Genomic DNA, 14,481 nt, shown 5'->3' on the forward strand with positions numbered 1-14,481 from the left:
CGGCCTTACTCGGCGGCCTGCGCTTGCGCAGCCTGTTCGGCGGCAATCATCTGGGCCAGCTTGCGGCGGAAGCGCATCGGACCCACATCGATCTTGAGGTCGAGGTTCGGGGTCGTCATTTCGTCGATGCCTTTCTGAACGGCCTCGAGGACGATGCGGTCTTCCTCGAACGCGCCGCGCACCGATTTCGCGAAGCTCGCCGAAACATCGGGATCGTTCGGGGCGAAGTTGCGCATCTGGAACCAATAGTACTTGGTGCGCTTTTCATCGACCGGCGTCATGAAGTTGTAGCTGTCCATGAGGAAGGTATTCGCCGGCAGCTCTTTGCCTTCGCCGCCGGTATGGGCGGGCGCGAAAATCGCCTTGATGATCGCATTCGAGGGGTAGCGCACTTCGTAATGCTGCTTGCGGTCGGTATTGCCCTCGAACTGCAGGAAGGGCGCATAGAAGGGCGCGGGCTCGGAATCGATCATCCAGCGCCAGACGGTAACGCCGTCATCCTTGACCGTCGTCTCCAACGGGGTTTCCTCGCAGGCCGAGCTGGCAAAGGACGACTGGTGGACCCATGCGACATGCGAGGGGTCGAGCAGGTTGTCGGTCATGTACTGGTAGTTGCAGTTGAGCGTCATCGACTCGCCGCGGTTCACGCCCCAAGCCGGATCGCCCCAGTTCTCGACCTCGAAAATCTTGGCCGGATCGGCTTCGGCGACATCGCCCATCCAAACCCAGAGCAGGCCGTAGCGTTCGTGGATCGGATAGGAGCGCACACAGGCGACATGCGGGATCTTTTCCGCACCGGGCACGCGGGTGCAGGTGCCGGTCGTGTCGAAGGTCAGGCCGTGATAGCCGCATTCCACGTCATCGCCCTTGATCCGCCCCATCGAGAGCGGCAGCTTGCGGTGGGGACAGGCATCCTCGAGCGCGGCGGGGCGTCCGTCCTGCGTGCGATAGAGCACCAGATTCTGGCCAAGCATGGTCACGGCTTTCAGCTCGCGGCCGACTTCGTGATCCCATGCAGCTACATACCAGGCATTCTTGAGAAACATTGGAAACCTCTCCTGTTCGTTCCTCCGATTATCGGGCCTGAACCATGGGGCAACAAGCGGTCGGGGCTTGCGTTCTTGTTTAGATAATCTAAACAATAATCCTGACAAAAACGGATGGATCATGGCCCGCCCCTCCCTTCGCGCCCTGCAAGCTTTCGAGGCCGTCGGCCGGACCGGAACCGTCTCGGGTGCCGCGCGCGATCTTGGCGTTTCCTCGGGGGCGATCAGCCAGCAGATCCGCAATCTGGAAGACAGCCTCGGCCTGACGCTGCTCGAACGCCGCGGCAGGCGGGTCGAGCTGACGACCTGGGGGCGGATCTATTACGAGGAAATCGCCAAAGGGTTCCGGCAGTTCGATCTGGCGGGCGATGCTTTGGCGCGGGCGCGCAACCAGTCGGCGGTGGTGCTGAGCGCGCTCACTTCGGTGGTGAACAAATGGATCACCCGCCGCATTTTCGACTGGCAGAGCCTGCATCCACAGGCGATCGTGCGGATTATCGGCAAGGATGAAGAACCCGTACTGGGTCAGGACGAGGTCGATTTCCGCATCAGCTACGGCCGCAATGCGCAGGTGCACCGCCATTATACCGAGCTGTTTCGCGATTGGTCGGTGCCGGTCTGCTCGCCCATGCTGATTGCGGGGCGCGTGCCTTCGGAGCCGGCCGATCTGCTCGAGTTTCCGCTTCTCAATGTGGAATGGGAAAAGACCTACCAGCCGCCGCCGCAATGGTCGGATTGGGCGCGCCATGTCGGGGCCGGCCGCAGTCAGAGGCTGTCCACCCTGTCCTTCACCCTGTCGAGCAGCGCGATCGATGCGGCCGTCAACGGGCGCGGTTTCGCTTTAGCTCAAATGTCGATGGTGGCCGAGGAATTGGCGGCGGGCACGCTGGTCATGCCCTTCGATATCCGGCTCGAGCTGCCCGAAAGCTATTTCCTCGCCTGGGACCGCGCCGCGATGGAAAAGCCCAATGGTCCGGCCTTCCACAACTGGCTGATGCAGATCGGGCGGAGGCAGGCCCTGTTGTCCGCACCCCCGCCCGATCCTGTTGCCTGAAGGGCTTTTTCGCCTTAGCGCGCCGCTGCCTGATAGCGGGTCAGTCGCCCCTCGATCCGGCGCAGAACGAGGATCAGCACCGTGTTCAGCACCAGATAGAAGACGCCCGCGATCGCGAAAATCTCGAAGATCGCATAGGTCTGGCTCATCAGGCGCTTGGCATAGCCGGTGATTTCGAGAACCGTAATCGTCGAGGCGAGGCTGGTACTTTTGACGACAAGGATCAGCTCGTTGCTATAGGCCGGCAGCGCCTGACGGATCGCCAACGGGAACTCGATGCGGCGGAAGCGCATGACGCGCGACATGCCGGCAGCCTTTGCCGCCTCGACCAGCCCGACGGGGACCGACATCAGGCCGCCGCGCAGGATCTCGGATGTATAGGCGCCGGTATTGAGCGCGAGCGCCATGATCGCGCAATGGGTCGCATCGCCGATCAGCCACCACAGGACGGGGTTGTTGCGCACGAAGTCGAACTGGCCCAAGCCGTAGTAGAACAGGAAAAGCTGCACCAGAAGCGGCGTGCCGCGAAAGAAGGCGCTGTAATATTCGGCGAAACGCACCGCGAATTTGCTCGAGGACAGACGCATCACGGCAAGGCAAAGCCCGATGCAGAAACCGAGCACGATCGAGGTCGAGGCGAGGGTCAGCGTGACGCCCACCCCGCGCGAGAGGCTGGAGACCGCCCGCTCGATAAGCTCCCAATCCATATCAGCTCCTCCCGCGCAGGGTCAGCGCACGCTCGGCGCGTTTGAAGAAGATCTGGCTGACGAAGGTGATCAGAAGATAGATCAGCGCCGCGACCAGATAGAAAACGAAGGGGTTGCGGGTCGAACCGGCACCGACATTGGCCGCGCGCATCAGCTCTTGCAGACCCACGACCGACACCAGCGCGGTATCCTTCATCGTGGCCTGCCAGACGTTGTTCATCCCCGGCACCGCGATGCGCAGCATTTGCGGCAGGATGATCTTGCGGAAGATCCGCAGGCGCGGCATGCCGAGCGCACGGGCGGCCTCGAGATGGCCCTTTGGGATCGACGACAAGGCGCCGCGCACCACTTCGGTCGAGTAAGAGCCGGAAATCGTGCCGATGGCGATCACCGCGATGATGAAGGCATAGCCGGTATCGGCCAGCCCCGACCAGCCGAAGGCATTGGCCATTCGGGTGACGAATTCCACCGACGAGAAAAACAGAAGATAGATGATCAGAAGCTCGGGCACGCCGCGCACGACCGTCGTATAGCCGTCGACCAGCCAGTTGAGCGGAGTGACCCTGCCCCATTTGATCATGCCGCAGATGATGCCGATGACCAGCCCCGCAAACATCGCGCAAAGACCGACCATGATCGTGATGGTCGCCCCCCAGAGCAGCGCGCTGATCCAGCCGCTCTCCCAAAGCTGCATTAATCCCAATTGCATTCGTCGTGCCTACCGTTCTTCTGGTGGGATTGCCGGAGACCCTTTCTCCGGCAGGCAGAGGGCGCGCAGCCGCGCCCTCCGGTTCTTTCGCGCGGCCTTACTGGCAGGCGCGGGAAATGTCGGATTTGAACCAGGTCTCCGAGGATTTGCCCATCGAGCCGTCGGCGACCAATTCGCAAAGCGCGGTGTTGATCTTGTCCTTGAGCTCGGTGTCGTCCTTGCGGATCCCGACGCCCAGACCTTCGCCCAGGGTCGCGTCCGAGGTGGAATCGATCACGACATCGACCAGCGCGAAATCGGCGCCTTCGGGCTTGGCGAGGAAGTCTTCCTGCGCCGAGAGATCCGAGAAGGACGCATCCAGACGGCCGCTCGACAGGTCGATCTGCATCTGGTCGAGCGTGTCGTAGGTCACGAGCTGGGCGTTGGGCATGTTCTTTTCGACATAGGCCGCATGGGTCGTGCCGCCCTGAACGCCGATACGCAGACCGTCGGTCGCGGCCTTGAGCGCCTCGATATCCGTGATCCCTGCCAGATCGCTGCCCTTCTTGGCGACGAACTGGTTGGCGAATTCCGCATAGCCGACCGAGAAGTCGATCTGTTTGCGGCGCTCGTCGGTGATCGACATGCCCGAGATGATGACGTCGAAGCGTTTGGCGTTCAGCGCGGGGATCAGCCCGTCGAACGCCTGCACGACAAAGCGGCATTTCAGTTCCAGCTTGTCGCACAGCATATTGCCGACATCGGCGTCGAAGCCGGTGACGTTGCCGTTGGCGTCAGCCATGCTGAAGGGCGGGTAAGCGCCTTCGGTGCCGATGACCAGCTCGCCCTCGGCGGCATGGGCCGCATTGAGGCCGAGCGCCATGGCGGCGGCTGCCGCGAAAGACAGAAGTTTGAAGCTCATTGATGAGGATCCTTCCCTATGGTTGGTAAGCGGTGTCACATTTTTCCCGTGTGAGCTTGCGGTCCCTGCCCCGCCCTTGCGGGCGCGCCTCAGGCGGTTCTTGCGAGGAACTGCCGCAGGCGCTCGGAGCGCGGGTTGGTAAAGAGTTGCGAAGGCGCGCCCTCTTCCTCGACCTTGCCTTGATGCAGGAATTTGATGCGGTGCGAGACCTCGCGCGCAAACTGCATCTCGTGGGTCACGAGGATCATGGTATTGCCCTCTTCGGCGAGCTGGCGGATCACGCGCAGAACCTCGCCGACCAGTTCGGGGTCAAGCGCCGAGGTCGGCTCGTCGAGCAAGATCACCTTGGGGCGCATCGCCAGCGTGCGCGCAATCGCCGCGCGCTGCTGCTGGCCGCCCGAAAGCTGGCCGGGGAATTGGGCGTGTTTGTCGGAAAGGCCGACTTTCTTCAGCAATTCATGCGCATGGTCGATCGCCGCCGCACGCTCTTCCTTGGCGACATGGATCGGGGCCTCGATAATATTGTCGAGCACCGACATATGCGGCCAGAGGTTGAAGTTCTGGAAGACCATGCCGACGCGGGCACGGATGCGCTCCACCTGCTTCATATCGGCCGGAACGGTCGCGCCGTCCTTGCCGCGCTTCATGCGGATTTCTTCGCCGTCCACGATGATGCGGCCAGATTGCGGCTGCTCGAGCAGGTTGATGCAGCGCAGGAAGGTCGATTTGCCCGAGCCCGACGAGCCGATCATCGAAACGACCTCGCCCGGTTGCGCGACCAGCCCGACGCCCTTGAGAACCTCGAGGCTGCCGTAGCTTTTGTGCAGGTCGCACACCTCGACGGCAGGATTGCCGCCGGAGCTTTCGGGCAGGACGCCCGCGCTCGCCGGTGCGGCACCCGCGCCATGCGTGGCGGCGCGGACCGACGCCAGATTGGTGACGCTGGCCGAAACGGCCTCGCTTTGCGGCGCATCCTTGACCAGATCGCCCAGAACGCGGTCGAAATAGCCCAAGGTGGCCGACAGACATTGCTGCTGCCAACCGCGATCGGCGGGAATGAAGGCCAGACGCAGGGTCTCTTTGATCTCCTGCCCGAGCGGCGAATTCAGATCGCCGTGCAGGTGCAGCCAATTGTCGGCGACAACCGCCGCATTGACCTCTGCGCCCGGAAGCGTGCCGCATTCGACGACCAAAGGCAGGACGCGCGCCTGCGGCATGGCCTTGACCACCGCCGCCGAAACATAACCCGTCGCGGTCGCGGCGATGCCGGTGTCGGTGGTATTGCCTTCGCCGGTCAGAACCGTGCTCATCGCGGGACCAAACAGCGCTTTGCCCCAGTCGAGGCCCGCATGTTCGCCTTCGGCGACAGAGAGCAGCGCCGGATAGGCATAGGGGCCAGCGCCGGTATGAAGGTCGAAGACCACGACGTCCTTCGCCTGCCGGCCGTAATCGGCGAGGATCTGGTTCAGCGTCACATTCGACCAGACCGGACCGTGACCGCCAAAGAACATGCCGCCCGGGAACTCGTACTGGCCTGCCTCGATGATCGGGGCGACGCCGGCGAAACCGCCGCGCTCGGCCATGGCGGTCTTGAGATGCGCATCGGCCTTGTCGCGCGACGCTCCGCTCAGTTCGGTGAAGTCGAAGGCGGGGTGAAGCGCGCCGTAGTGGCGGTTATGCGGCGCGCCCTTGGCCCAGTCGACGAAGTTGCGGTTGAGATCGACATTGTCCTCGTTGACGCGACGCGACCATGCGGCACCCCAAGGGTTGATGAGGTGAATGAACAAAACCGCGACATCGGCAGGCAACGACCAAGGGGCCTGCGCCTTGAGCCAAGCGGTTTGTGCGGCCGAGCCGTAAGCGCCCTCTACCCCGTGGGTGCCGGAATTGACGATGATCAGCCTGGCCGCATCCGGACGTCCGATCAGCGCGACATCGGTCGCAATCTCTTCGCCGCGCGGGCTGGCAAGCGGATGGCGATAGCTCGCGATCCGCGCATCGGCAGCCTGAGCCGCATCCAGAAACGCCTGCCGCATGGCATGGTGATCGGTCTTGTAGGCGTCGCTGATCGACATCTTGGGCATGGCTCCCCTCTCCTTCTGACGCGAGGGAAAATGCACAGGCTCCTTCGCGTATTCTTGGTGCCGACCTTATGGATCGAGGGGAATATGTATAGACTTTTATTTTACCGAGGCGGGTCCGTTGCGCAAATTCCTTGCGCGAAAACACAGCGGAGGGGAAAGAAAAATCGCGTGTTTCTTGGCCTCTGGCGCGGGCAAGCCATGCCCGCAAGCCTTGAAGACGCCATACCAAGGTCTGAGCGGCGCATCCAGAGCAGAAAGCACTTTGCCGAAACATTCGGCAGATAGCGCACAGGGCAAAGATACGAATGGCCGAATCACGGCAGGGAGAGAGCCGCCTTGCGCGAATCACTTCAAGGTGGTGCGGCGCGGCTGTTTCAGCCCGCGGCCATGGCCGCGCGTTGGGCGCCGATCTGGATCTGGGCGCGATTGAGCGAATCCGTCAAAATCTTGCCCGCATCGCTGGCCGCCCCTTTGGGCTGCGCGCGCAGGTTCGACAGGAACTCCACGATATGATGATCAATAATGGTCACGTCGCACCGATAGCCTGACGGAAAGATTGCACTCATCATATGTTTAGCACGTCCGCAGCAGATCCGGCATGGGCGTTCCGTCACGTCACCAAGGCATCGGCGGGAAATGGCGGGCCAACACATGCGCGGCCGCCCGCAGCGTCGGAGGCCGCCTTGTTTCCGCCTGCATTGCGGCAAAGCGGGCCGCGCTCACGGATAGCTCCGGCTTGTTCTTCGGCAAATGCCCGCCTGCCCGCCACAACAACGCGGGGTTGCAGCAAATCAGAGGCACATTCGTTGCGCGCGACCTCTTGTATCCACCGGCATTCCCGACGCAGAGTTTGCAAACCAACACCTTAGCTTGACGGCGCCCGCGATACCGCTGCCCGACGTCACCACCCGAAGGGCAAATTATGAACTCGACCGCGCGCCTCGCCGCCTTGGAAGCCGAACTGCAATTGCGCAGACGAACGATCATGTTTCTCGTCGCCGAATATGCCACGCGCAACGAGGGCCAGCATGCCAAGATCATCGCCTTTCTCGAGGGAATAATCCCCGACATGGACGGCAATGCCGCGGGCATCGCGCAAGAGATCCTCGACGGGCTGCGCGAGCACCTCTGATCCTGATTTGGGGCTGTGCGGCGCGCCGGATAGCCCGATTTCCTCACCAAGATATACTGCTCTGCTCGCGACCCGCCGCTTGGACGGCAGCCGCAAGCGGCATCGCGCCGGAGCCGCGGCGAGCGCCGGACTGTGCCCCCCTCCTCCACATCACTTGCAGCCTTCGGAACCCCGTCTCCGGCGCACATTCGCGCATTCCGTCCGAGAAGGTTTGTTGCGTGGCTTCTTTGCATGGCACCTCGCGCCGGTCCGTGCCGACAGCGGCCGACATCCTGACGGCACGGCCCCGAACCCTGCAGCTCCGTCAAAAGCACAATTGATTATGCAATAATATCAATGTATTCGCTCAACGGTTGAGCTTTGACCGCCTTGTTACACCTTTCGGAAAAGTGCTCTCTGGGCGGCAGAGATTAATTAACGAGTTCATTTTGATGGAAAACACATCCGGTGTGATGCCGGTCCTGTTGGCGGGCGGCTTCGGCACGCGCCTCTGGCCGCTGTCACGCAAGTCCCATCCCAAACAATTCGCGAAAGTCATCGGCGGCTCGTCGCTTTTCCAGCAAGCGGCCCTTCGCCTTTCCGGTGATCGTGCGACACTTGCCTATCACGCTCCGATTGTCGTCACGGGAAGCGATTTCCGCTTTGTCGTGACCGAGCAATTGTCGGAAATCGGCGTCGATCCGGGCACCATTGTGATCGAACCCGAGGCAAAAAACACCGCCGCGCCCATCCTCGCGGCGGCACTGCATCTGGCTGCAAAGGACGCGGACAGCATCATGCTGGTCGCGCCCGCAGATCACGTCATCCCCGATGCCGAGACCTTCCGCGCCACGGTGGCCCGCGGATTGGAAGCCGTCGCCGCAGGGCGCATCGTCACTTTCGGCATCCCCCCCGACCGCCCCGAACGCGGCTTCGGCTATCTCGAACTCGCCGAGCCGCCGGGTGCCGACCTCCGCCCTGTTGCCCTCTCGCGCTTTGTCGAGAAGCCGAGCGGGGAGTTGGCGATCGAGATGGTTTCCTCGGGACGCTATCTCTGGAACGCCGGCATTTTCCTTGCCCGCGCCGCCGATATCGTCAGCGCCTTCGAAACCCTCGCGCCCGAAATCGTCGCCCCCGTCCGCGCCGCGCTGGATCGGGCCACGGTCGATCTAGGCTTCCTGCGTCTCGATCCCGCCTCCTTCGCGGCAGCCCCGTCGATCTCGATCGATTATGCCGTGATGGAAAAGGCTCCCAACCTGTCGGTTGTTCCGTTCGGCGGACATTGGTCGGATCTGGGCAGCTGGGATGCCGTCTGGAAAGAGCAGCAAGCCGATGCGAGCGGCCTGGCTCTTTCGGGCGCGGCCGAGGCGATCGATTGCAGCAACTCGCTTCTTCGTTCGGAATCCGCGGGCCAGGTCATCGTCGGGATCGGCCTCGACAATATCATCGCGGTCGCGATGCCCGATGCGGTGCTGGTCGCCACCAAAGACCGCGCGCAAGACGTGAAGATCGCGGTCGAGCGGCTCAAGGCCAAAGGCGTGCGCCAATCCGAGAACCTGCTGCGCGATTACCGCCCTTGGGGCTGGTACGAGACCCTCGCCCTCGGGACCCGCTTTCAGGTCAAGCGCATTGTCGTGCATCCCGGCGCGGCGCTCTCGCTGCAAAGCCATCACCACCGCTCCGAGCATTGGATCGTGGTCGAAGGCACCGCCCGCGTGCGTGTCGACGACACCTCCCGCTTGGTGAGCGAGAACCAGTCGATCTATGTGCCATTGGGCGCGGTTCACCGCATGGAAAACCCCGGCAAAGTCCCGATGGTGCTGATCGAAGTGCAAACCGGCAGCTACCTCGGTGAGGACGACATCATCCGCTACGAGGATGTCTATTCCCGTGGACAGGGGGCGAAAGGGTGATGTTTTCCCGCCCCGCCCAAAGCGCGCCCCCGAACGATTGACCTTCCGCCGCGCAGGACAAGCCCCTCCCCCGAACCGGAGCGGATCACGGCAAAAGGCCAGCGCAGCGCGGCACCCCGCAACTTCGAATGGATTTCACGCCCCATGAAAAAAGCACTGATCACCGGCATTACCGGACAGGACGGCTCCTATCTCGCGGAATTCCTGCTGGACAAGGGCTATCAGGTGCATGGCATCAAGCGCCGTGCGTCGTCCTTCAACACGCAACGTATCGACCACATCTTTCAGGACGATCACGAAAAGCCGCAGCTGCGCCTGCATTACGGCGATCTGAGCGATACCTCGAACCTGACACGCCTGATTTCCCAGATCGAGCCCGACGAGGTCTATAACCTCGGCGCGCAATCCCATGTCGCCGTCAGCTTCGAGGCTCCCGAATATACCGCGGATGTGGATGCAACCGGCACGCTGCGCCTGCTCGAGGCGATCCGCTTTCTCGGCATGGAGAAGAAGACGCGCTTCTATCAAGCCTCCACCTCCGAGCTTTACGGCCTCGTGCAGGAGACCCCGCAGCGCGAGACGACGCCCTTCTACCCGCGCTCGCCCTATGCGGTGGCGAAAATGTACGCTTATTGGATCACGGTGAACTACCGCGAGTCCTATGGGATGTATGCCTGCAACGGCATTCTCTTCAACCACGAAAGCCCGCGGCGCGGCGAGACCTTCGTGACCCGCAAGATCACCCGCGGTCTTGCCAACATCGCGCAAGGCCTCGAAAAATGCCTCTATATGGGCAATATCGACGCGCTGCGCGATTGGGGCCATGCCAAGGACTATGTCCGGATGCAGTGGATGATGCTGCAAGGCGATGTGGCCGAAGATTTCGTCATCGCGACCGGCGTGCAATATTCGGTTCGCCAGTTCATCCAGTGGTCGGCCAAAGAGCTGGGCATCTCCATCGCGTTCAAAGGGAACGGCGTCGACGAAATCGGCATTGTCGAGGCGATCGAGGGCGATAGCGCCCCCGCGCTGAAGGTCGGCGACACCATCCTCAAAATCGATCCGCGCTACTTCCGTCCCGCCGAGGTCGAAACCCTGCTGGGCGATCCGACAAAGGCACGTGAGAAACTGGGCTGGGTCCCCCAGATCACCGTGCAGGAAATGTGCGCGGAAATGGTCGCCGAGGACCTCAAAACCGCCCGCCGCCACGCGCTCTTGAAACACCACGGCATGGAATTGGCCGTGTCGGTCGAGGATTGATCCCATGCGCAAGATTTATCTCGCAGGTCATCGCGGTATGGTCGGGAGCGCGATCCTGCGCCGCCTGCAGGACCGCCAACAGCAAGGCGAAGAGCTCGATATCGTCACCCGCACCCATGCAGAGCTTGATCTGACGGATCAGGCCGCAGTGCGCGACTTTTTTCAAAGCGAGCGTCCGGATGCGGTAATCCTCGCAGCGGCAAAGGTCGGCGGGATTCAGGCAAACAACCAGTACCCCGCTGATTTTATTTATGAAAACCTGATGATCGAAAGCAATGTGATCCATCAGGCCTATCAGTCCGGCGTCAACCGGCTGCTCCAGCTTGGATCCTCCTGCATTTACCCGCGCGAGGCGCAACAACCCATGAGCGAAAGCTCTTTGCTCACGGGAATCCTCGAGCCAACAAACGAGCCCTATGCGATCGCCAAAATCGCGGGAATCAAGCTTTGCGAAAGCTACAATCGCCAGCACGGCACCGATTACCGCAGCGTCATGCCCACCAATCTTTATGGTCCGGGCGACAATTTTCACCCCGAGAACAGCCATGTCATGCCCGCCCTCATCCGGCGTTTCGACGAGGCCGTGGCGCAGGGGCTGGCCGAAGTTGTCATCTGGGGCACCGGCAAACCGCGCCGCGAATTCCTGCATGTCGACGATATGGCCGAGGCCTCGCTTTACGTCATGGATCTGCCGCGCGAGATCTATGATGCCGAGACCGAGCCGATGTCGAGCCATCTCAATGTCGGCACCGGCTCCGATATCAGCATTGCCGAATTGGCGCGGATGGTTGCCGATGTCACGGGCTTCAAGGGGCGGATTACGCAGGATGTCTCCAAGCCTGACGGCACAATGCGCAAACTGATGGATGTGAGCCGTCTTGAGCGCATGGGGTGGAAAGCCAATATCGCGCTTTCCGAAGGGGTTTCCGAAACTTACTCTTGGTTCAAGCAAAATCAAGACAGTTTCCGGCGTTAATCATTGGCCGGAGGATTGCAATGAAAAAGACTATTGACCGTGGCTGTTTTGTCGCCTTCCGCAACGACCGTTTGGGGGGGCGACTGAACTCCATTCTGACGGCAATGCGGCTGGCCAAAGCCTATGGAACCTCCTTTCGCATATTCTGGGCGTTGAGCGAGGGCTCCAGCGCCGAGCTCCATTTCCCGCAAGAACTCTTTTCGGCCAAGTTTATTGCCGATCATTTCACATCGCGCGAGGAAGGCCAGAAACTTCTGTCGGGCTCCACCGATATCGGCATGATTCCGCGCCATAGCAGCGCAAAAGATATGGCCGAAAAACTTGCGCGCGGCACCAACTATCTTTCCAATTCGGCAACCGAACAAATTCTCTTGCCTTGGGAAACTACCGACGATCTCGCCATTCTTCCCGATCTGCTGGGCGACATCGAATTCAGCCCTACCGTCACGCAGGCTATTGCTCTCGTCAATGCTAAGCTGGATGGCCTCAGCTTTTCATCCTACCATTTGCGTCGTGGCGATATTATCGACGACAAAACCGTGGCATCGCATAATCTCTGGTCGGATAAATACATTCCGCGCGTGATCTATGAGTGGCATATGAAGCGCACGTTGGCCGAAGGTGCAAAAACCCTTGTCATTTTTACCGACGAGCCACGCGAAGCAAAAGCTTTCTCCGGCCTTTCGAGCCAAATTCTCGGCTTTGACGATTTGACGGGCGGCATCGCCTTGACGACGATCCAGCGCGACTTTCTCGAACTCTATACAATGTCGCGTTCGCAGGAAATCTACGCCCCGCCGAGCAGCGCCTTTTCGCGGCTGGCCGCCGTCATCGGCAACAAGCACGTCACCGATATCGAGGCGGATCTGACCGCCCAGGAAAAGGAAAACGCCCGCGAAGAGCTGGTGCGCCGGCTGGAACACGAACCCGAGAGCTTCCTCAGCCAGTCCGATGCCGGCCAGAACCTTCCCTTTGTCGCCGAACATCTTGAGGCGAGAGGCGAGCATAAGCGGGCCATTTCGATTGCGATGAACCTCGTCGAAGGCGGGATGAACCGTGCCTATGCCTACCCGTTCCTGTCGAGCCGCTTGCTGGTTCAAGAGGATTACAAAGGCTGCGACCAAATTCTCAAGCTGATGTCGCGCAGTCTGAGCCTGAAGGAAGAGCATTCCAGCAATGTTTTTCTGCATGCTGCTTTGGGTGATCTGGCGCGCGACAATTGGGATCGAGCCGTTCGGCGTTTCCACTCCGGCATGTGGTTTTTTCCGATCAACCGCCTCGCCTCGCAGATGTTTTTCTATCTCCACAGCATGAATAAACTGACTGCCGAAAATTTTGTGCCTTTTGACCCGCATCTGATGCGTCCGGCCGGCCATATTTTCGACGAATCCGAATCGACTACCCATCGTCTTTTGATGGAACGGCTGCGCGACACCGGCAATATCCCGCAAGTTTATCCCGCCAATATGGAAGTCCGCGATTGGCGTATTCTGCACGGTAAAAAGCTGAGTTTCCGCTTCACGAACAAGGCAAAGATCGCGCAGCAAGCCGACCTTCTCGCCACAAATCTGGACAAGCGCAATATTTCACCCGAGCGAATTGCGGCTCTCCAAAGTGCGGTTGGCGCAATGCAGTCAGATGCGGGAATACGGGACTCGGCAGAAATCAATCTTTCAGGCGCAATCGATGTCTTTCCCGACAATCCGCTTTACAGAAAGCGGCTGGCGGACCATTTATTTTCAACCGATCGGCCCGCCGAAGCGATCGAACTTCTCAAACAGGCTTGGGTGCTTTCGGGCAAGAATCCGAGTTTTCAGGCAGCACTTGCCTTGGGTTTCCAGCAGCTCAAAGATTCGGACAGCTATGAGGAGCTCATGTCCGATCTGGCAGAGAGAGAAACGCCTATCGTCGAGCTGCAATACCTTGTCGTCGAAGCAATGCGGCGCAATCCGGCGCAACTGCCCGCCGTTCAACCTTATCTCGATCAGCTGTCGTCCATGGCGCCCGGCTCCCATCGGGTTATCGCGCTTCAGGCGAAAGTCTACGAGCAGCTCGAAAAATGGGATTTGGCAATGACCACGCTCAAACTTCTCGAAACACTTGGCCGACCTCAATCGGTCGTGGCGAGCAAATATACCGGCCTCTACAAGGCCTATCGCCGCGCAAAGAATGACGCGGCGGCACAGCGGTGGTTCAAACGAAACAACGTGGTCGCCCTCGACGTTTGACACTCGTGCCTTGTCAGCAGCCAGTTTCAGGCTCCGCTTGCGGGGCCTGATGCGGGTCCGACGTTTGATCGGAAAAGCGCGGGCTTGGCCTCCCGAGGACGGTCCGAACGCAGGAGCGTCACGGGATCCAACTCCCTGCATACGGCCCCCCAGACCCGTTCTCTGCCCCAGCGCCCTTTCTGCCTCATGCCTCTGTGCTGGCATGCCACTCTCGACACGCCTTGGATCACATAAATGCCTCGCTTCAACAAAATGCAGACATAAAAACAAACTTTTCTAACACAAATTTAACGAATCAACCTTAAGATGCATAATGCCTGTCGCATCCCGTCATATCTCTCGGCGATGGGCTTTCGCGCAGCTATAGGAGGTTCGCATGTCCAACGATCCATTCTCCGCCATCGTGGCTCAGGTAAAGCTCGTGGTCTGGGACCTGGACGAAACCTTCTGGGGCGGCACCCTGTCGGAAGAAGGCATCCAGCCGATCGCGGA

General features: G+C 60.7%; 12 protein-coding genes and 1 pseudogene. 6 read left to right on the plus strand and 7 right to left on the minus strand.

The annotated features are described in order from the left end of the window. Positions 1–5: 5 nt before the first annotated feature. Positions 6–1,046, minus strand: coding sequence for an aromatic ring-hydroxylating dioxygenase subunit alpha (locus ACFFUC_RS10860; protein ID WP_377686134.1), 1,041 nt, complete (start codon positions 1,044–1,046; stop codon positions 6–8). A 121-nt stretch (positions 1,047–1,167) separates the two neighbouring features. Here ACFFUC_RS10860 and ACFFUC_RS10865 point away from each other — a divergent pair, with 121 nt between their 5' ends. Continuing rightward, positions 1,168–2,100: a LysR family transcriptional regulator gene (locus tag ACFFUC_RS10865; protein WP_377686135.1), complete on the plus strand. Its 933-nt coding sequence runs from the start codon at positions 1,168–1,170 to the stop codon at positions 2,098–2,100. A 14-nt stretch (positions 2,101–2,114) separates the two neighbouring features. Here the strand turns inward: ACFFUC_RS10865 and ACFFUC_RS10870 are convergent, their stop codons facing one another. The 6 genes and pseudogenes from ACFFUC_RS10870 to ACFFUC_RS10895 all read right to left on the minus strand — a co-directional run bounded on the left by ACFFUC_RS10870 (position 2,115) and on the right by ACFFUC_RS10895 (position 7,031). Then, complete coding sequence (locus tag ACFFUC_RS10870; RefSeq protein WP_377686137.1) at positions 2,115–2,807, minus strand: ABC transporter permease; 693 nt, start codon at positions 2,805–2,807, stop codon at positions 2,115–2,117. A 1-nt stretch (position 2,808) separates the two neighbouring features. After that, positions 2,809–3,516, minus strand: coding sequence for an ABC transporter permease (locus tag ACFFUC_RS10875; protein ID WP_377686139.1), 708 nt, complete (start codon positions 3,514–3,516; stop codon positions 2,809–2,811). Between the two features lie 97 nt (positions 3,517–3,613). Continuing rightward, positions 3,614–4,417, minus strand: coding sequence for a transporter substrate-binding domain-containing protein (locus ACFFUC_RS10880; protein ID WP_377686141.1), 804 nt, complete (start codon positions 4,415–4,417; stop codon positions 3,614–3,616). A gap of 89 nt (positions 4,418–4,506) precedes the next feature. Next, positions 4,507–5,289 (minus strand): ABC transporter ATP-binding protein, encoded by a 783-nt coding sequence (locus tag ACFFUC_RS10885; RefSeq protein WP_377686164.1) that lies wholly within the window; start codon positions 5,287–5,289, stop codon positions 4,507–4,509. Positions 5,290–5,448: 159 nt separating this feature from the next. After that, positions 5,449–6,501, minus strand: a pseudogene (locus ACFFUC_RS10890) (DUF2817 domain-containing protein); the annotation flags it as partial. Between the two features lie 374 nt (positions 6,502–6,875). Continuing rightward, the gene (locus ACFFUC_RS10895) at positions 6,876–7,031 is read right to left on the minus strand and encodes a hypothetical protein (RefSeq protein ID WP_377686143.1); all 156 of its coding nucleotides are present in this window, start codon (positions 7,029–7,031) and stop codon (positions 6,876–6,878) included. A gap of 392 nt (positions 7,032–7,423) precedes the next feature. Between ACFFUC_RS10895 and ACFFUC_RS10900 the strand changes: the two genes are divergently transcribed. The 5 genes from ACFFUC_RS10900 to ACFFUC_RS10920 all read left to right on the plus strand — a co-directional run bounded on the left by ACFFUC_RS10900 (position 7,424) and on the right by ACFFUC_RS10920 (position 13,989). Next, positions 7,424–7,633 carry a hypothetical protein gene (locus ACFFUC_RS10900; RefSeq protein WP_377686145.1) on the plus strand — a complete coding sequence of 70 codons (210 nt, stop codon included), beginning with the start codon at positions 7,424–7,426 and terminating at the stop codon, positions 7,631–7,633. A 431-nt stretch (positions 7,634–8,064) separates the two neighbouring features. Beyond that, the gene (locus ACFFUC_RS10905) at positions 8,065–9,525 is read left to right on the plus strand and encodes a mannose-1-phosphate guanylyltransferase/mannose-6-phosphate isomerase (protein WP_377686147.1); all 1,461 of its coding nucleotides are present in this window, start codon (positions 8,065–8,067) and stop codon (positions 9,523–9,525) included. A gap of 144 nt (positions 9,526–9,669) precedes the next feature. After that, a complete protein-coding gene (gene gmd / locus ACFFUC_RS10910; RefSeq protein ID WP_377686149.1) occupies positions 9,670–10,785 on the plus strand; it encodes a GDP-mannose 4,6-dehydratase in 1,116 nt (371 codons plus the stop codon). Between the two features lie 4 nt (positions 10,786–10,789). Then, positions 10,790–11,761, plus strand: coding sequence for a GDP-L-fucose synthase (gene fcl, locus ACFFUC_RS10915; protein ID WP_377686150.1), 972 nt, complete (start codon positions 10,790–10,792; stop codon positions 11,759–11,761). A gap of 20 nt (positions 11,762–11,781) precedes the next feature. Beyond that, a complete protein-coding gene (locus tag ACFFUC_RS10920) occupies positions 11,782–13,989 on the plus strand; it encodes a tetratricopeptide repeat protein (RefSeq protein ID WP_377686152.1) in 2,208 nt (735 codons plus the stop codon). Positions 13,990–14,481: the final 492 nt, after the last annotated feature.

This window comes from Paracoccus cavernae (assembly GCF_042430175.1).
GTDB classification, from domain to species: domain Bacteria; phylum Pseudomonadota; class Alphaproteobacteria; order Rhodobacterales; family Rhodobacteraceae; genus Paracoccus; species Paracoccus cavernae.

What these genes read in the sequence shown, in the direction of transcription:
- ACFFUC_RS10860 (WP_377686134.1), bottom strand. Translation starts at nt 1,046, where the DNA reads ATGTTTCTCAAGAATGCCTGGTATGTAGCTGCATGGGATCACGAAGTC.
- ACFFUC_RS10865 (WP_377686135.1), top strand. Translation starts at nt 1,168, where the DNA reads ATGGCCCGCCCCTCCCTTCGCGCCCTGCAAGCTTTCGAGGCCGTCGGC.
- ACFFUC_RS10870 (WP_377686137.1), bottom strand. Translation starts at nt 2,807, where the DNA reads ATGGATTGGGAGCTTATCGAGCGGGCGGTCTCCAGCCTCTCGCGCGGG.
- ACFFUC_RS10875 (WP_377686139.1), bottom strand. Translation starts at nt 3,516, where the DNA reads ATGCAATTGGGATTAATGCAGCTTTGGGAGAGCGGCTGGATCAGCGCG.
- ACFFUC_RS10880 (WP_377686141.1), bottom strand. Translation starts at nt 4,417, where the DNA reads ATGAGCTTCAAACTTCTGTCTTTCGCGGCAGCCGCCGCCATGGCGCTC.
- ACFFUC_RS10900 (WP_377686145.1), top strand. Translation starts at nt 7,424, where the DNA reads ATGAACTCGACCGCGCGCCTCGCCGCCTTGGAAGCCGAACTGCAATTG.
- ACFFUC_RS10905 (WP_377686147.1), top strand. Translation starts at nt 8,065, where the DNA reads ATGGAAAACACATCCGGTGTGATGCCGGTCCTGTTGGCGGGCGGCTTC.
- gmd (WP_377686149.1), top strand. Translation starts at nt 9,670, where the DNA reads ATGAAAAAAGCACTGATCACCGGCATTACCGGACAGGACGGCTCCTAT.
- fcl (WP_377686150.1), top strand. Translation starts at nt 10,790, where the DNA reads ATGCGCAAGATTTATCTCGCAGGTCATCGCGGTATGGTCGGGAGCGCG.
- ACFFUC_RS10920 (WP_377686152.1), top strand. Translation starts at nt 11,782, where the DNA reads ATGAAAAAGACTATTGACCGTGGCTGTTTTGTCGCCTTCCGCAACGAC.